This window comes from Bacillus sp. Xin1 (assembly GCF_013314535.1).
Classification (GTDB): Bacteria; Bacillota; Bacilli; order Bacillales; family Bacillaceae_G; genus Bacillus_A.
The window spans coordinates 155,396-169,646 of sequence record NZ_JABUAE010000006.1 but is presented as its reverse complement, the minus strand read 5'-3'; the positions used below and the strand labels follow the sequence as shown (position 1 = coordinate 169,646).

Here is a 14,251-nt window from a genome sequence, read left to right as displayed (position 1 = left end):
GAACATGATTAAAGTAGACCTACTACAAAATGGTAAAGTAATCGCAACGCAAGAAGTAAGCGCAGCAAGCGATTGGAAGTATGAATTCAAAGATTTAGCGGCATACGATGCAGAAGGCAAAGCATACAAGTATGAAGTGAAAGAACAACCGGTAGACGGATATCAATCTGAAGTAAAAGGATATGACATCACGAATACAAAAGTAGGCGAAACAAAAGTAGAAGGAACGAAAACATGGAAAGACGATAACGCAAAAGATCGTCCAGAAATGATTAAAGTAGACCTACTACAAAATGGTAAAGTAATCGCAACACAAGAAGTAAGCGCAGCAAGCGAATGGAAATATGCGTTTACAGATTTAGCAGCATATGATGAAAATGGTGTAGCTTACAAGTATGAAGTAAAAGAACAAGCAGTAGACGGATACAAATCCGAAGTAAATGGTTATGACATCACGAATACAAAAATCGTAGATCCAAAAGATCCAAACACAGATCCAAAAGATCCAAACACAGATCCAAAAGATCCAAGCACAGATCCAAAAGATCCAAACACAGATCCAAAAGATCCAAGCACAGATCCAAAAGATCCAAACACAGATCCAAAAGATCCAAGCACAGATCCAAAAGATCCAAACACAGATCCGAAAGATCCAAACACAGATCCGAAAGATCCAAACACAAACAACGATTCAAAAGTTCCACCTACTACAGAAAATGATAAGCCGACATTACTTCCTAACACAGGAGGAACATCAGCGGAAATGATTTCAATTGTTGGAGGTATGGTATTGTTCCTTTTAGGTGGAATTCTATTCGCTCGTCAGCGAGTAAAATAATAAAAAAGCTTTAGATTATTGATTACACTGTAATCTAAGTAGCTGACAAATTAAAAAATTACTATTGATATTACTCCCTTTAGGTAGGTATTCAAAAAACTTCACGATAAGGTGAAGGAAAGAATGCCACCTAAAGGGGTTTTTTTTATTGAAAAAAGAGAGCGTTTTTAAAGTGAACTGAATCAGCGGCTCAATAATATGGTCAACTTTCACAGAGATGAATGGTTCTAAATTGATAAAAAAACCATCGTTAAGAAGTGCATTATCCATTGAAGCATAAGCTTAGAATGTGATTTGATACCTCATGTAAGCTTATGATTAATGCCATGTTCCATTAAGTTTTGGATGACTGTATAGCTATTTTTATAAATAATATTTGGTAAAGTTTTGTTTTTGAATGGTTGCAGCGGTAGCTTTTGTTTTTGAAACAAAAGCAGCAACTCCTGTCAGTCCGGCAAAATTTGATACACCTTCAAGAATCGTTTTTTTATAATAAAAATGCCTTCTTATTAGGTAAAATCGTTATTCTTACATTTGGTATTCTACATGATAATACCCTGAAATGAATATGCTATTATGCATATATAACTTGAAGTGAATATGCTATTATGCATATTTATTTTTTCTCAACAAAAAAGCCACCATTTTGGAGTAAGTGGCTTTAGTGATAATTAAGCTGCTTTTTCCTCTGTTTGTACAGCTGGTTTTTGAAGAACATCATAAACACCAGTACCGATGACATCTAACGCCATTTTCATACGTTCTGGTGAAATGTTTTCTCGAATGTTATCTTGTGGTGTGTGGTATACCTTTTCAATATGATAGATAAGTGGATCCCAGCTATCTACTCCCATCCAAATGAATAGGGCTGCAGGAATGCCTGCATAAGTAAATGGAACATGGTCACTAGAGCCGAATTTACCATGAAGAACAAGATCATTATTTAATTGTTTAGCTGCATTTAATGTAGCGTCCGTTACAAGATTCGTAGAACCATCTGGTGTCATTGCATATAAGTTTTTCGCTTTATCATAGTTTGTTGAAACCATATCAGCATTGAACACACCTAAAATACGATCGCGTTCTTTTTGTGATAAGTTATCAACATAGTGCTCAGAGCCAATCAGTCCCATTTCTTCTGATCCAAAAGCAATAAAGCGAATTTCTTTGTCAGTTTCTACATTTTGAAATGCGCGAGCTAATTCTAATACTAACCCCGTTCCAGAGGCGTTATCATTTGCTCCAGGTGCTCCAGCAACGCTGTCATAGTGGGAACTTACGATAACAGCTTTTTCATTTCCAGTGCTGTTTTTCGGTTTCTTTTTCGCAATAACATTTAGTGACTGTAAGTTTGATTCATGTCGTGCTTTTAAAGAAAGGATTGTGTCCCCTTTTTTTGCTAATTCTTCCTTGAAGGCATTTCCTTGTGCATAAGCAAGGCCAAATACAGGGATTGACTGTTTTTTCGTTAATCTTGGATTGAATGTTTGTCCATAGTTACCGCGACCACCAATTAAACTATATAAAAGAACGCCTTTTGCGCCTTTTGCTACCGCATTTTCTACTTGTTTGTTGTAATCTGCTACTGTTGCACCTCGTTCAAATAAGACAATTTTCCCATTAACTTCATTTGGAATTTCGTCTAACTTTGTTCCATTTGGTACAAAAATGAGAGGAGCCGTAACAGCTTCAGCTGAAATAAGGGAATTTGGAGCAGCGCCGGCTTGCCAATTCCGCGATTTGGATAACGGTGATTCAATGAACCCTACATATTGATCGGGTACAGCAAATGGTTGATACTCTACCTCATATCCCATTGATTTTAATTGCATACCAACATAGCGGGAAGCCCATTTTTCTGATTGTGTCCCACCAGGGCGTGGGCCGATGGTTTCTGATAAAAAACGTACATGTTCGATTGCGCGGTTCGCATCAACTTGCTTTGTGATAGGTGGAGTCTCAATCGTTGTTTGCGGGGAATCAGCCTTTACTTGTCCGATTGGAGCTAAGCTGACAGCGAGTGTTGCAGCAAGCAAAGAGCTTACTATTTTTTGTTTCCATGTTTTCTTCATATATTCCTCTCCCATTCTTCTATTCTATCTGACTGACAAAAGAAGACGGATAACGACTATATTCTACCTGTTATTTTTTGTATTTTCAATTAATTTAAGTTGAGAAATAAAAGTAAGAATAATGTATATATGCATATTTACATATTTTTAGAGGAGGTGTATATGCTATTATTTGAAAAGAAGGTTCGCTTTCTTGTTTGAAAGCCCCTAAAATGCATGTCTAGTGTACCCAAACTTTAGATTGTGTAGAGAAACAGAAATTCAGGGTGGGATTTCTGTTTTTCATGCTTGAACCTTTAAACTATGGTAATCATGTTCCCACATTTCATGATTACCATCAGTAAACATGTAAGGCATCCATATGCGAAGAGGAGAAATCAATGCTGATTTCTCTTCTTTTTTTGTATAGAAAAAGGAATGCCATCTGCATTCCTTTTCTTTTTATAGTTCAGTTAAAATAATTGGTTCACCGCGTGTTACGACAACTGTATGTTCACATTGTGCAACAAGGCTTTTATCTGGTGTTACAAATGTCCAGCCATCATCGCCACGTTCGATAATGTGGTCGGCTTTCATAGAAATAAAAGGTTCTACAGCGATAACAAGTCCGTCTTTCAAAAGCGCATTATCCATTGGATCGTAGTAGCTTAAAATATGGTTTGGTGCTTCGTGTAGGCTAAGACCAATACCGTGTCCTGTTAAGTTTTGAATAACAGAATAGCCGTTTTTATGTGCAAAGTTAGAAACCGCGCGACCGATTTGGTTTTGTTTTGAACCAGCTTTTACTTTTTTCATTGCTGCCCAAAATGCGTCTACTGCAGCTTGGCAAAGTTTTTCTTTTTCTTCATCTTGCCCAAGAACAAAAGAAATACCTGTATCTGCATAATAACCGTCAAGTGCTGCAGATACATCAACATTTACTAAGTCGCCTTCTTTTAATACTTGATCTTTTGGAATACCGTGAGCAACTTCTTCATTTACACTAATACAAGTGAAGCCCGGGAAATCATATTCTTTTTCAGGTGCAGAAATAGCACCGTGCTCATCTAATATTTTCTTACCGATTAAATCAAGCTCTTTCGTTGTCATACCTGGCTTTGCTTGTTTTTTCATTTCTTCACGTGCAAGCGCAACAACGCGGCCGATTTTTCGTAAACCTTCCAAGTCTTGTTCATTACGAATAATCATAAAAAACCACTGTCCTTCCTCGATTGTAAATCTTATACGATTGTATCATGTTTATTTTTGTCCTGCTACTTGCGTGAGGTCAGGGCTTTTTTTTGAACGCCTTGACGGGTCTCATAGGAACTTTATGACAATTGTCATATGCATATCATGACGTATCTTACTGTTTTCCATCTCTTCCAATTTATACAATGTAAATATAAGGAACAGCGGAGGTGGAGAGATGGAAAAGATTATTGAAGTAAATGGTGTTTCAAAAACATTTAAACATAAAAGGGCTGTAAATAACGTTTCATTTCATGTGGAGAAGGGGCAAATTGTTGCAATTCTTGGGCCAAATGGCGCAGGGAAAACAACAGCAATTTCAATGATGCTTGGGTTAAGGGATCCATCAGAAGGAAGTGTTTCTATATTTGGGAAGAGTCCAAAGCATCGGGATGTTCGCAATCGCCTTGGTGCAATGCTGCAAGAGGTAAGTGTGATTGATAGTATATCAGTTGGCGAGGCGATTGATTTGTTTCGTAGTTATTATACAAATCCGGTTGCAAAAGAAACATTGCTTCAGTTATCAAACTTAGAGTCTGAAGTAAAGCAACGATGTGAAAAATTATCAGGTGGTCAGAAACGACGTTTAAATTTTGCACTCGCACTTGCTGGAAACCCGGATTTATTATTTTTAGATGAACCGACTGTCGGGATGGATATTACGTCTAGAAAGACTTTTTGGGAAACGATTCGAAAGCTAGCAAACGAAGGGAAAACAATCCTTTTAACAACGCATTATTTAGAAGAAGCTGATGCACTAGCAGATCGGATTTTATTATTTGCGAATGGGAAAATCATTGCAGATGGGACTCCAGAAGAAATGAAAGCAACAATCTCTCGAAAAACGATTTCATTTTATACAAAAGAAAAAATTCCTACAGGTTTGTTGAAGAGCTTACCACATGTAACGACAGTACAGTTTCATGAACAGCGCGTTATTCTCACGACAGATGACACGGATGCTACGTTACAAGCAATTTATCAAAAGGGCTTGCCTGTTACAGATATTTCGGTTGAACGTGGAAGTCTGGATGAAGCATTTGAACAGTTTGTCGCAAATCAGAAGGAGGTTATCGCATGAAAGCATTATGGATGCAATGCAAAATAGAGATTTTGCGTACGTTTCGCAATAAGTTATTTATCTTTTTCTCATTATTAATGCCAGTTTTGTTTTACTATATTTTTACAAACGTAATTCAAGTACCGCAAAATGGTGCAGCATGGCAAGCACATTATTTAATTTCGATGGCAACTTTCAGTATTGTTGGAACAGCACTTTTTAGTTTTGGTGTCAGAATTTCACAAGAAAAAGGGCAAGGATGGACACATCTTTTGAAAATTACCCCACTTCCAGAGGGTGCATATATAACGGCTAAAATTATTTCGCAAACGGTAGTAAATGCTTTTTCAATACTTGTGATCTTTATCGCAGGGATATTAATTAATGACGTATCGTTAACGGTTGGACAATGGATTGGTGCAGGAGTGTGGCTATTACTAGGTGTTACACCATTTTTAGCATTAGGAACGGTTATTGGTTCCATTAAGAAAGCAGATGCAGCTGCGGGGCTTGCTAACATTTTAAATATGAGTTTAGCAGTGTTAGGCGGTTTATGGATGCCAATTGAAGTTTTTCCGAAAGTATTAAGAGCAATAGGAGAGTGGACACCGACATATCACTTCGGAAGCGGAGCATGGGATATTGTCGCTGGGAAATCGATAGGATGGGAAAATATCGCGATTTTAGGAGGTTATTTCCTTATATTTGTTATAATATCAATATATATAAGAAAGCGACAGGAAGCGGTATAAATGACAGAAAAGAAGCAGTTTGAATTTTTCCCAAAACATATGGGGTTCTTCCCGTATATGTGGTTTGTGTATTTACTATTTCCGATTTACAATTTAACGCAAGTATCAGGATGGAAGCTTTTAATGGGGATTGGTATGCTGATTATTTTTGTTATCACATACCGTCAACTTTATTTTGTGAAGAAGACGTTTATTTTATGGGCATGTATTCAAATGGTGCTGATATTCTTATTTTCCTTACTTTATAATCCTTTTATGATCTTTTTTGGCTTTTTTACAGCAAGCGCAATGGGATTCGCACCAAGTAAAAAAGTATTTCGAGTATTATTTTTTCTTTTAATTGTAATGCTTGTAGGCTTTATATTTGTATATTTTGAACAATTAACAACTACAAGTTTAGTTAATATTGTTCCAATGTTTATTTTAATGATTCTTACACCGTTTGGTATGCGTAATTTCAATCAAAAAAAGATGTTAAAGAACCAACTACATCAAGCAAATGAACAAATTAAAGATTTAGTAAAACGTGAAGAACGTCAGCGGATTGCAAGAGATTTACATGATACGTTAGGGCATACATTATCTCTTATTACTTTAAAAAGTCAGCTCGTTGAGAAATTGATTGTGAAAAACCCAGAGCGGGCAAGTGTAGAAGCGAAGGAAATTACGCAAACATCGCGCACAGCTTTAAAGCAGCTGAGAGAATTAATTTCGGATATGCGGATGATTACTGTAGAAGAAGAACTGGAACAAATAAAAGCTATTTTGCAAGCAGCTAATATTTCACTAAAGATAGAGCAGAGGGCAAGTTCTAATGCGTTATCACCACTTGAGCAAAATATTTTAGGGATGTGTTTGCGAGAAGCGGTAACAAATGTCGTTAAGCATAGTAAGGCAGTGATGTGTACAGTTTCTTTATTTGAAACACAGGGAGAACTTATTTTGCAGGTTAAAGATAATGGAGTAGGATTACAAAAGCAAAGTCATGATGGGAATGGCATATTAGGTATGAAAGAACGGCTCGCACTGATTGATGGAGCACTTGAACTAGAAGAACTGCATCCAGGGATGTTGTTAATCGTGAAGGTGCCAATTGTAATTAGAACGGGAAAAGATGAGGTGAGAGCATGATTCGAATTATTATTGCAGAGGATCAACGAATGCTTCGTGGGGCATTAGGAGCGCTTCTTGATTTAGAAGACGATATTGAAGTGGTTGGGCAAGCGGAAAATGGAGAGGAAGCTTTAAAATTAATTGAAAAGTTGCAGCCAGATGTCAGCATTATGGATATTGAAATGCCGATTCAAAGTGGATTAGATGTTGCAGAGATACTGCAGAAGAAAAAATCACCATGCAAGATAATGATGTTAACAACATTTGCACGTCCGGGTTATTTTGAAAGAGCGATGAAGGCTGGTGTTCATGGATATTTATTAAAGGATAGCCCAAGTGAAGATCTAGCGGCGGCGATTCGCAATGTGATGAAAGGGAAAAGGGAGATTTCTCCTGAATTAATGTTTGGATTATGGCAAGAACAAAATCCGCTATCAGACCGTGAGAAAGAAGTACTTTTGTTAGCGAAAGAAGGAAAAACAGCAAGTGAAATCGCTAAGGCACTTTATCTTTCTCCGGGTACGGTGCGAAATTACATTTCAGAAGTATTAACAAAGTTAGATGCTAAAAATAGAATTGAAGCCATCACAATTGCAGAAGAAAAAGGATGGATATAAAAAAGATGTTTACCGTTTATAGTGGTAAACATCTTTTTCTATTATTCTCCTTTTTATTTACTGCTGCTAAGAGGGTATATCCGTGGGTTTGAGAATTGAAACGCATTGTTTAATGCAGATTTTACTTCATTTTTCGACAAAAAATTTGGTATAGTAAGACTAGGTTGCTGTTCTAAACTTTGGGCAACTTTACCACTAACAGTCGTAATTACCCCATTTTTTATCTACTTTAACAATGATGCCTTGCCCGTATACTTTGTAAATTTTACATGTTTTGGAGAGACGTACTTCGGTTTGATTTTCTTTTGTTTCTTTGTTTATAGGTTGAGAATCAACATCTTTTTCAAGGATAACTTGTTCTTGTTGTCCTTTGGTATCACGTACTTTACTAAGTATTTTTTAAGCAATATTTTCTTTTGTACCGTTTTGTGGTTCAGCGAATTTACCAATTGTTAAATTAGGATGGACACTTTTAACTTTTACTGCATTTTTAGCAATTTCTTTGGCAGTAATCACTTCCGTTGATAAAGGAAAGAGTAGAACAAAAGCAAGGGATGCAATACAACTTTTTTATAATTTATCTCTAACGTTTTTAATTTTGTATTTGTATGAAATGAATTGTAAGAAAAGTTTGCCGAATTTTATGTACATATTATGCAATATTTCATATCAAAAAATGTCGAAAAACAATTATTGTAGTGGTATGACAACTTGAAAAGTTAGATTTCTGTAATGGGATGGTGAACAATTATGCACGCAGAAAAGCTAGGAGCAGAAATAAAGAAAATTAGAATGTTAAGAGGTTTAACACAAAAACAGTTATCTGATAATATATGTCATCAATCAGAAGTGAGCAGAATTGAATCAGGTTCAGTATATCCAAGTATGGATATACTCCAAGGAATTGCAGCAAAGCTAAGAGTTCCCATCATTCATTTTTATGAAGTGCTCATTTATTCTGATATTGAAAGAAAGAAACAGTTTAAGGATCAGATTCAAATGTTGGGTAAGAAGAAGCAGTATGGTCAAATTTATAAAATTGTTTCAGAGGAACTTAAGAAAGAAGAGGGGCATCCTGAATTTAAACAATTTCTTCTATGGCACTATCATGTCTCCTCTTATGCTTTAAAGAAAGTTAATTTTGAATACTGCATTTCAGAGCTAAAAAATATAATTCATCAGCAATATGGTGGGGTGGATGTGTTTCAAAATTTATATATTGAAAATTCGATTGCTAGTATTTATGCAGAAAATAATCATTTAGAAAAAGCTATTACATTATTTCAAAATATTTTAAATCAGCTTGAGTCGTTACAGAGTGATCCAGATTTCATTGTTAAGATTCGATATAATTATGCAAAAGCCTTATATTTAAGCGATGAATATGAGAAAGCGCTTCATCAAGTAGAGAAGGCTATTGAAACATCGCGTTCTATAGGAAGTATGAAGCTTCTTGGACAACTGTACTATCAAAAGGGAGAGTGTTTAGAAAAATTAAGTTATCCGCCAAGTGAAATTGCATGTGTTTATGAAAAAGCTTTATTATTTTTTGATCTACTAGATTTACATTCTTATAAAGAAACACTGTTAAAAAAAAGGACTTATCTGGGTGGAACGAACGGATAGTGTTTTCCCGCTAATTTTTAACTAATGCGATTATACGGAAATATGCATAATTGCATTTTTAAAAGAAATTATTTCATGATATATTTAAAGAAAATAGAACATAGGGTGATAAGTGATGAAAAAGTTTCTTGCATGCAGTTTAATGGCGATAGCAATGCTAGCTGGCGTGGCGTTCGGAGTAAGTCAGGATCACACATTAACAAATCAACAGGAACAAGTACAATTAGCTTCAGATTTACCATTTGAACATTAAGATAAAAAAGAACCCAAGTGAGGGTTCTTTATTTTTTGTTAGGGATAAAAGTGCTGGATAGTTCAAAGTTCTTGAATGTAGTCAAAGGTTTAGGTATGTAAGAATGACTATTATTCCTTTCTCTTAACACCTTCGGCAATCACACCAAAGAGAAGAGAATCGTGAAACAGCGTTACAATTACCACTGTAGCGTTGCACCGCTTATTCGTCTCACCCCCCTTATAGAAGCGAGTTCATCTACTAATTGAAAAAGTGCTAAATCTTTTTGTTTGCTTTCAAGCATGATATCAAAATCCTGATTTATTTCTTTTACGATGTATAAAAAAGGTTTTATAAATGTAGTGTTAATATAGTCAGCGTGAGCTCTGAATTCTTTTTCTGATCTTGGTGAAGAGATATGAACTTTAGGAACTATACTTGTATGATTCCATGTTTTGAAAATCGCTGGCAGTAGCTCAGTTAACGGTTCATCACAAAGATTTGCCATGTGATGATGATAATCAAAGACGAAAGGGATTTTTTCCTTTTGACAAATAGCTAATGTTTCAGAGGCTGTATAGGTTTTATCATCATTTTCAAGTGTCATTTGTTGTTTTATATGGGAAGGGAGCGCTTTTATATTCTCATGAAAGCGCCGAACTGCTTTTTCTTTATTGCCATATGCACCCCCTACATGAATGTTAATATAAGAAGAATCGGCTAATCCCATTGCGTCTAATACGTTATAGTGATATGTCATATCTAGAACAGCATTTTCGGTAATGTGAGGTTTGTCACTTGTAAATAATGTGAACTGATTTGGGTGAAAGCTAACCCGTAAGTTATGACTTCGAATTAATTCACCCATCTGACGCCAAAATGGTGTAAATATATCGATATAATCAAAATCAACTTCAGGATGGGTTGCGAGTGGGACGATAGAAGAAGATAATCGATATAACGGAATTTCATGTGCGATATTGTAATGAAGAATACGTAATGTATGCATAAGATTTTGCATTGTAATAGTATATAATTTCTCTTCTCGTTCCTGTTTGCCAAGCTTTTTCCACGTTGTAAATGTCACTGTTTTAGCAGGGGAACAGTCCCACAAAGCGACTGCATGTGAGACATACCCAAAGCGCATAATCATCTGCCCTACCCCCGTTATTTATTATTTCATTATAAAAGTTTCATTTCATAAGAAAAACGCTAGTAACGTCCCAATCCATTCTTTTCCTTTATCGATAAGGGAGAGAGAGGAAACATCTTTCCAAGTAAGCAATGAAGACACTTCAATATCTTTGTTAATTTGAACCTTAATTTCTTGTATAAAAGCTGGGTCATAAAGGAGACAATTTATTTCATGATTGATATATAAACTTCTCATATCGAAATTAGCTGTTCCAATATCACAAATGTGATTATCTACCATAATAATTTTGGCATGAAAAAAACCTTGTTGAAATTCATAAATATTACAACCTGCTTGTATCAATTTTCGGCAGTATGGTAATTTCGCTTCGCGAACGAGCGGATGATCTGCCTTTTTTGGAACGAGAATTGTAACGCGAACACCTCGTTTTTTTGCTTGTAATAATGCGTTCATCACTATTTTTCCCGGAATAAAATAGGGCGTCCCAATGTATAATTCTTCTTTTGCACTTTCAATAAGTGATACGAATGTTTCCTGTAAATAGGCACCGTCTGTTGGAATAAAACGGTGCGCTATAGGGCCTGGTAGCTGTTTTGGAAAAAATGATGTTTCTTCTAACAAATCTTCATTGGTATCATCGCGCCAATCGTGCAAAAACTGTTTTTGTAAATCTTGTACGCCTTCTCCATTCAGGCGTAAATGATAATCACGCCAAAGACCGATTTCTGGATCATGCCCTAAATATTCCTCTCCGATGTTGAATCCCCCAATATAGCCAATTTTTCCATCGATAATCGTAATTTTTCTATGATTTCTTTGGTTTGCAGAAAAAAAGAGAAAAGGGAGCTTGATTTTATGACAATAGGAAAAAGATACACCGTGTTGCTTAAGTGAGCGAATGGCTTCATCTGATAAATGATGACTTCCTATACGATCGAGAAGGAGACGTACTTCTATACCTTGTTTTGCTTTTTCAGCGAGAAGTTGTAAAAAGGTTTGACTAATTTCATCATCTTTGACAATGAAAAATAAAATATGTATATGATGCTTCGCCTCCTGTATATCTAGAAGTAAATCATTGTATAAATTTGTGCCCCATGTATATAATTTAAAATCGCTGCGTCGCAAAGGAAAAGGGCGGGATTTTATTTTTTTTAAATGATGTTTTCTTCCGAGTAAAAGGTCGAGTAAAATCCATATGACTAAGCCTGTTAGTAAGAGAGATAAAAAGACCATTATCAAATTACCTCCTGAGAATTCATTCTTATAGTTTCACCTAAATAAACAGCTTTATGAAAAAATGTGTTGTTGTATAACAAAAAACTGTTGACTGAATGCTCACTCATTATATAATGGGAATAGGGGATATAATTCAGAAAATTATTTATTTTCGAAGATTCTAAAAGAAAGAGGGCTTACAAAGAGAGGGGTAGCATAAAAATGAATAGCTTACTGATTATTAATTGGCTGGCTTCCATTGCTGTTATTGTTTATGCGGGATATTTGTTTGTATATCTTATACGAACGAGGATGGCCTACATACAATTAGGAAAAAAAGTAGAATTTGATCGCCGCTTTAAAGAACGATGGGACCTTCTAAAGGTCAACGTTTTCGGCCAAAAAAAATTGCTGAAAGATAAAAAAAGCGGTATTATGCATGTTATGTTTTTTTACGGATTTATTCTTGTCCAATTTGGAGCAATAGACTTCATTTGGAAAGGACTCGCACCAGGATCACATCTTCCACTTGGGCCACTATACCCTGCATTTACATTCTTCCAGGAAATTGTCACACTAATGATTTTAATCGCAGTTTTTTGGGCTTTTCATAGAAGGTACGTTGAAAAGCTTGTTCGTCTAAAACGTAATTTTAAATCGGGCCTTGTTCTTATCTTTATTGGCGGCTTGATGCTTTCTGTACTACTCGGTAACGGTATGGGCATTATATGGCACGGAGAGGAACTTTCATGGAGCGAACCAATTGCTTCTGGAATCGCTTACGTTTTTTCGGGGATAAATGAAACCGTAGCCATTTCGGTGTTCTATTTCTCTTGGTGGGTGCATCTACTTATTTTGTTAACATTTTTAGTTTATGTACCACAATCGAAACACGCACATTTAATTGCTGGACCGGCCAATGTATTTTTTAGCCGTCTTTCTAATCCAGGAAAGCTTGAAAAAATTGATTTTGAAGATGAGACACAAGAAACATTTGGTGTTGGAAAAATTGAAGACTTTAGACAGAATCAGCTCATTGATTTATACGCTTGCGTAGAGTGTGGGCGCTGTACAAATATGTGTCCGGCAACAGGGACAGGAAAAATATTGTCGCCAATGGATTTAATTGTAAAACTTCGTGACCATCTGACAGATAAGGGGGCAGCGGTAACCTCAAAGGTACCGTGGGTTCCGGCAGTTGCGTTTAACAAGACACAAGGAAATCAGTTAGCGATGGCGGCTGGACAAGGACAACAAGAATCAGCAGCGGCACTTGCCTATGATCCAAGCTTAATTGGGGACGTCATTACAGAAGAAGAAATTTGGGCATGTACAACATGCCGTAACTGTGAAGATCAGTGTCCAGTTATGAATGAGCATGTTGACAAAATTATTGATTTACGTCGTTATCTTGTTTTAACAGAAGGAAAGATGGATGCGGAAGCACAGCGTGCAATGACAAATATTGAGCGCCAAGGAAATCCGTGGGGGCTGAATCGTAAAGAGCGTGAAACATGGCGCCAAGGTGATGATGAAGTAACAGTTCCGACTGTGAAAGAGAAAACAAAAGCTGGCGAAGAGTTTGAATACTTATTCTGGGTTGGTTCTATGGGATCGTATGATAACCGCAGTCAGAAAATTGCGATATCATTCGCGAAGCTAATGAATAAAGCAGGCATATCATTTGTGATTCTTGGTAACAAAGAAAAGAACTCTGGAGATACACCGCGCCGCCTCGGAAATGAATTCGTATTCCAGGAGATGGCAACTAAAAATATTGAGGAGTTTGAAAAAGCAGGTGTGAAGAAAATCGTTACGATTGATCCGCATGCCTATAACACATTTAAAAATGAGTATCCAGACTTTGGCTTACAAGCAGAAGTCTATCACCATACAGAATTATTAGCACAGTGGGTGAAAGAAGGGCGATTAGAGCCAGTTCACCGTATTGAAGAAACGGTTACTTATCATGATTCCTGTTATTTAGGAAGATACAACGAAGTATATGAAGCACCGCGCAATATTTTAAAAGCAATTCCAGGTGTAAATGTTGTTGAGATGGAGCGTAATCGTGAAACAGGTATGTGCTGCGGCGCAGGTGGCGGGCTTATGTGGATGGAAGAAACGACGGGCTCACGCATTAACGTTGCGCGTACAGAGCAAGCACTTGCAACGTCACCGTCAATCATTGGTACGGGGTGTCCGTATTGTTTAACGATGATTAGTGATGGTACGAAAGCAAAAGAAGTAGAGGAACAAGTTCAAACGCTTGATATAACAGAGATTTTAGAACGCTCTGTAATTGGGCCTAAGAAAGAAGTTATCTAATACGTAAGA

The 14,251-nt window shown here is 36.4% G+C and carries 12 protein-coding genes and 2 pseudogenes; 8 read left to right on the top strand and 6 right to left on the bottom strand.

Annotated features, from left to right (window positions below):
- On the top strand, nt 1–838 hold an 838-nt coding region (locus tag HRG09_RS09235; protein ID WP_174100508.1), incomplete at its 5' end, for a Cna B-type domain-containing protein.
- 189 nt (nt 839–1,027) lie between these two features.
- On the opposite strand, the pseudogene HRG09_RS28790 reads toward HRG09_RS09235, so the two are convergent.
- The 3 genes and pseudogenes from HRG09_RS28790 to map form a co-directional block, all read right to left on the bottom strand.
- Nucleotides 1,028–1,209: pseudogene (locus HRG09_RS28790) on the bottom strand (type I methionyl aminopeptidase); the annotation flags it as partial.
- A 300-nt stretch (nt 1,210–1,509) separates the two neighbouring features.
- Nucleotides 1,510–2,910 carry a M28 family metallopeptidase gene (locus HRG09_RS09230; protein WP_174100507.1) on the bottom strand — a complete coding sequence of 467 codons (1,401 nt, stop codon included), beginning with the start codon at nt 2,908–2,910 and terminating at the stop codon, nt 1,510–1,512.
- A 441-nt stretch (nt 2,911–3,351) separates the two neighbouring features.
- Entirely contained in the window at nt 3,352–4,098 is a 747-nt protein-coding gene (map, locus tag HRG09_RS09225) for a type I methionyl aminopeptidase (RefSeq protein ID WP_174100506.1), read from the bottom strand.
- A 220-nt stretch (nt 4,099–4,318) separates the two neighbouring features.
- Between map and HRG09_RS09220 the strand changes: the two genes are divergently transcribed.
- Genes HRG09_RS09220 through HRG09_RS09205 form a run of 4 tightly spaced genes read left to right on the top strand, consistent with a single transcriptional unit; the run spans nt 4,319 to nt 7,682 of the window.
- On the top strand, nt 4,319–5,221 hold the full coding sequence (locus tag HRG09_RS09220) for an ABC transporter ATP-binding protein (protein WP_174100505.1): 903 nt from the start codon (nt 4,319–4,321) through the stop codon (nt 5,219–5,221).
- Nucleotides 5,218–5,952, top strand: a complete 735-nt coding sequence (locus tag HRG09_RS09215) for an ABC transporter permease (RefSeq protein ID WP_174100504.1) — start codon at nt 5,218–5,220, stop codon at nt 5,950–5,952. The genes HRG09_RS09220 and HRG09_RS09215 overlap by 4 nt, the downstream gene beginning before the upstream one ends.
- Nucleotides 5,953–7,083 carry a sensor histidine kinase gene (locus HRG09_RS09210; RefSeq protein WP_174100503.1) on the top strand — a complete coding sequence of 377 codons (1,131 nt, stop codon included), beginning with the start codon at nt 5,953–5,955 and terminating at the stop codon, nt 7,081–7,083.
- On the top strand, nt 7,080–7,682 hold the full coding sequence (locus tag HRG09_RS09205; RefSeq protein ID WP_174100502.1) for a response regulator transcription factor: 603 nt from the start codon (nt 7,080–7,082) through the stop codon (nt 7,680–7,682). The genes HRG09_RS09210 and HRG09_RS09205 overlap by 4 nt, the downstream gene beginning before the upstream one ends.
- A gap of 53 nt (nt 7,683–7,735) precedes the next feature.
- Here HRG09_RS09205 and HRG09_RS28785 read toward each other — a convergent pair.
- A pseudogene (locus tag HRG09_RS28785) lies at nt 7,736–8,033 on the bottom strand (bacillolysin).
- A 399-nt stretch (nt 8,034–8,432) separates the two neighbouring features.
- Here HRG09_RS28785 and HRG09_RS09200 point away from each other — a divergent pair.
- The gene (locus tag HRG09_RS09200) at nt 8,433–9,308 is read left to right on the top strand and encodes a helix-turn-helix domain-containing protein (RefSeq protein ID WP_174100501.1); all 876 of its coding nucleotides are present in this window, start codon (nt 8,433–8,435) and stop codon (nt 9,306–9,308) included.
- A 115-nt stretch (nt 9,309–9,423) separates the two neighbouring features.
- The gene (locus HRG09_RS09195; RefSeq protein ID WP_174100500.1) at nt 9,424–9,561 is read left to right on the top strand and encodes a quorum-sensing peptide PapR; all 138 of its coding nucleotides are present in this window, start codon (nt 9,424–9,426) and stop codon (nt 9,559–9,561) included.
- Between the two features lie 178 nt (nt 9,562–9,739).
- Here HRG09_RS09195 and uvsE read toward each other — a convergent pair whose 3' ends face one another.
- Nucleotides 9,740–10,693, bottom strand: a complete 954-nt coding sequence (gene uvsE / locus HRG09_RS09190; protein WP_174100499.1) for a UV DNA damage repair endonuclease UvsE — start codon at nt 10,691–10,693, stop codon at nt 9,740–9,742.
- Nucleotides 10,694–10,738: 45 nt separating this feature from the next.
- A complete protein-coding gene (gene cls / locus HRG09_RS09185; protein WP_174100498.1) occupies nt 10,739–11,932 on the bottom strand; it encodes a cardiolipin synthase in 1,194 nt (397 codons plus the stop codon).
- Nucleotides 11,933–12,136: 204 nt separating this feature from the next.
- On the opposite strand from cls, the gene HRG09_RS09180 reads away from it, so the two are divergent.
- Entirely contained in the window at nt 12,137–14,242 is a 2,106-nt protein-coding gene (locus HRG09_RS09180; protein ID WP_174100497.1) for a (Fe-S)-binding protein, read from the top strand.
- Nucleotides 14,243–14,251 lie beyond the last annotated feature (9 nt).

What these genes read in the sequence shown, in the direction of transcription:
- HRG09_RS09230 (WP_174100507.1), bottom strand. Translation starts at nt 2,910, where the DNA reads ATGAAGAAAACATGGAAACAAAAAATAGTAAGCTCTTTGCTTGCTGCA.
- map (WP_174100506.1), bottom strand. Translation starts at nt 4,098, where the DNA reads ATGATTATTCGTAATGAACAAGACTTGGAAGGTTTACGAAAAATCGGC.
- HRG09_RS09220 (WP_174100505.1), top strand. Translation starts at nt 4,319, where the DNA reads ATGGAAAAGATTATTGAAGTAAATGGTGTTTCAAAAACATTTAAACAT.
- HRG09_RS09215 (WP_174100504.1), top strand. Translation starts at nt 5,218, where the DNA reads ATGAAAGCATTATGGATGCAATGCAAAATAGAGATTTTGCGTACGTTT.
- HRG09_RS09210 (WP_174100503.1), top strand. Translation starts at nt 5,953, where the DNA reads ATGACAGAAAAGAAGCAGTTTGAATTTTTCCCAAAACATATGGGGTTC.
- HRG09_RS09205 (WP_174100502.1), top strand. Translation starts at nt 7,080, where the DNA reads ATGATTCGAATTATTATTGCAGAGGATCAACGAATGCTTCGTGGGGCA.
- HRG09_RS09200 (WP_174100501.1), top strand. Translation starts at nt 8,433, where the DNA reads ATGCACGCAGAAAAGCTAGGAGCAGAAATAAAGAAAATTAGAATGTTA.
- HRG09_RS09195 (WP_174100500.1), top strand. Translation starts at nt 9,424, where the DNA reads ATGAAAAAGTTTCTTGCATGCAGTTTAATGGCGATAGCAATGCTAGCT.
- uvsE (WP_174100499.1), bottom strand. Translation starts at nt 10,693, where the DNA reads ATGATTATGCGCTTTGGGTATGTCTCACATGCAGTCGCTTTGTGGGAC.
- cls (WP_174100498.1), bottom strand. Translation starts at nt 11,932, where the DNA reads ATGGTCTTTTTATCTCTCTTACTAACAGGCTTAGTCATATGGATTTTA.
- HRG09_RS09180 (WP_174100497.1), top strand. Translation starts at nt 12,137, where the DNA reads ATGAATAGCTTACTGATTATTAATTGGCTGGCTTCCATTGCTGTTATT.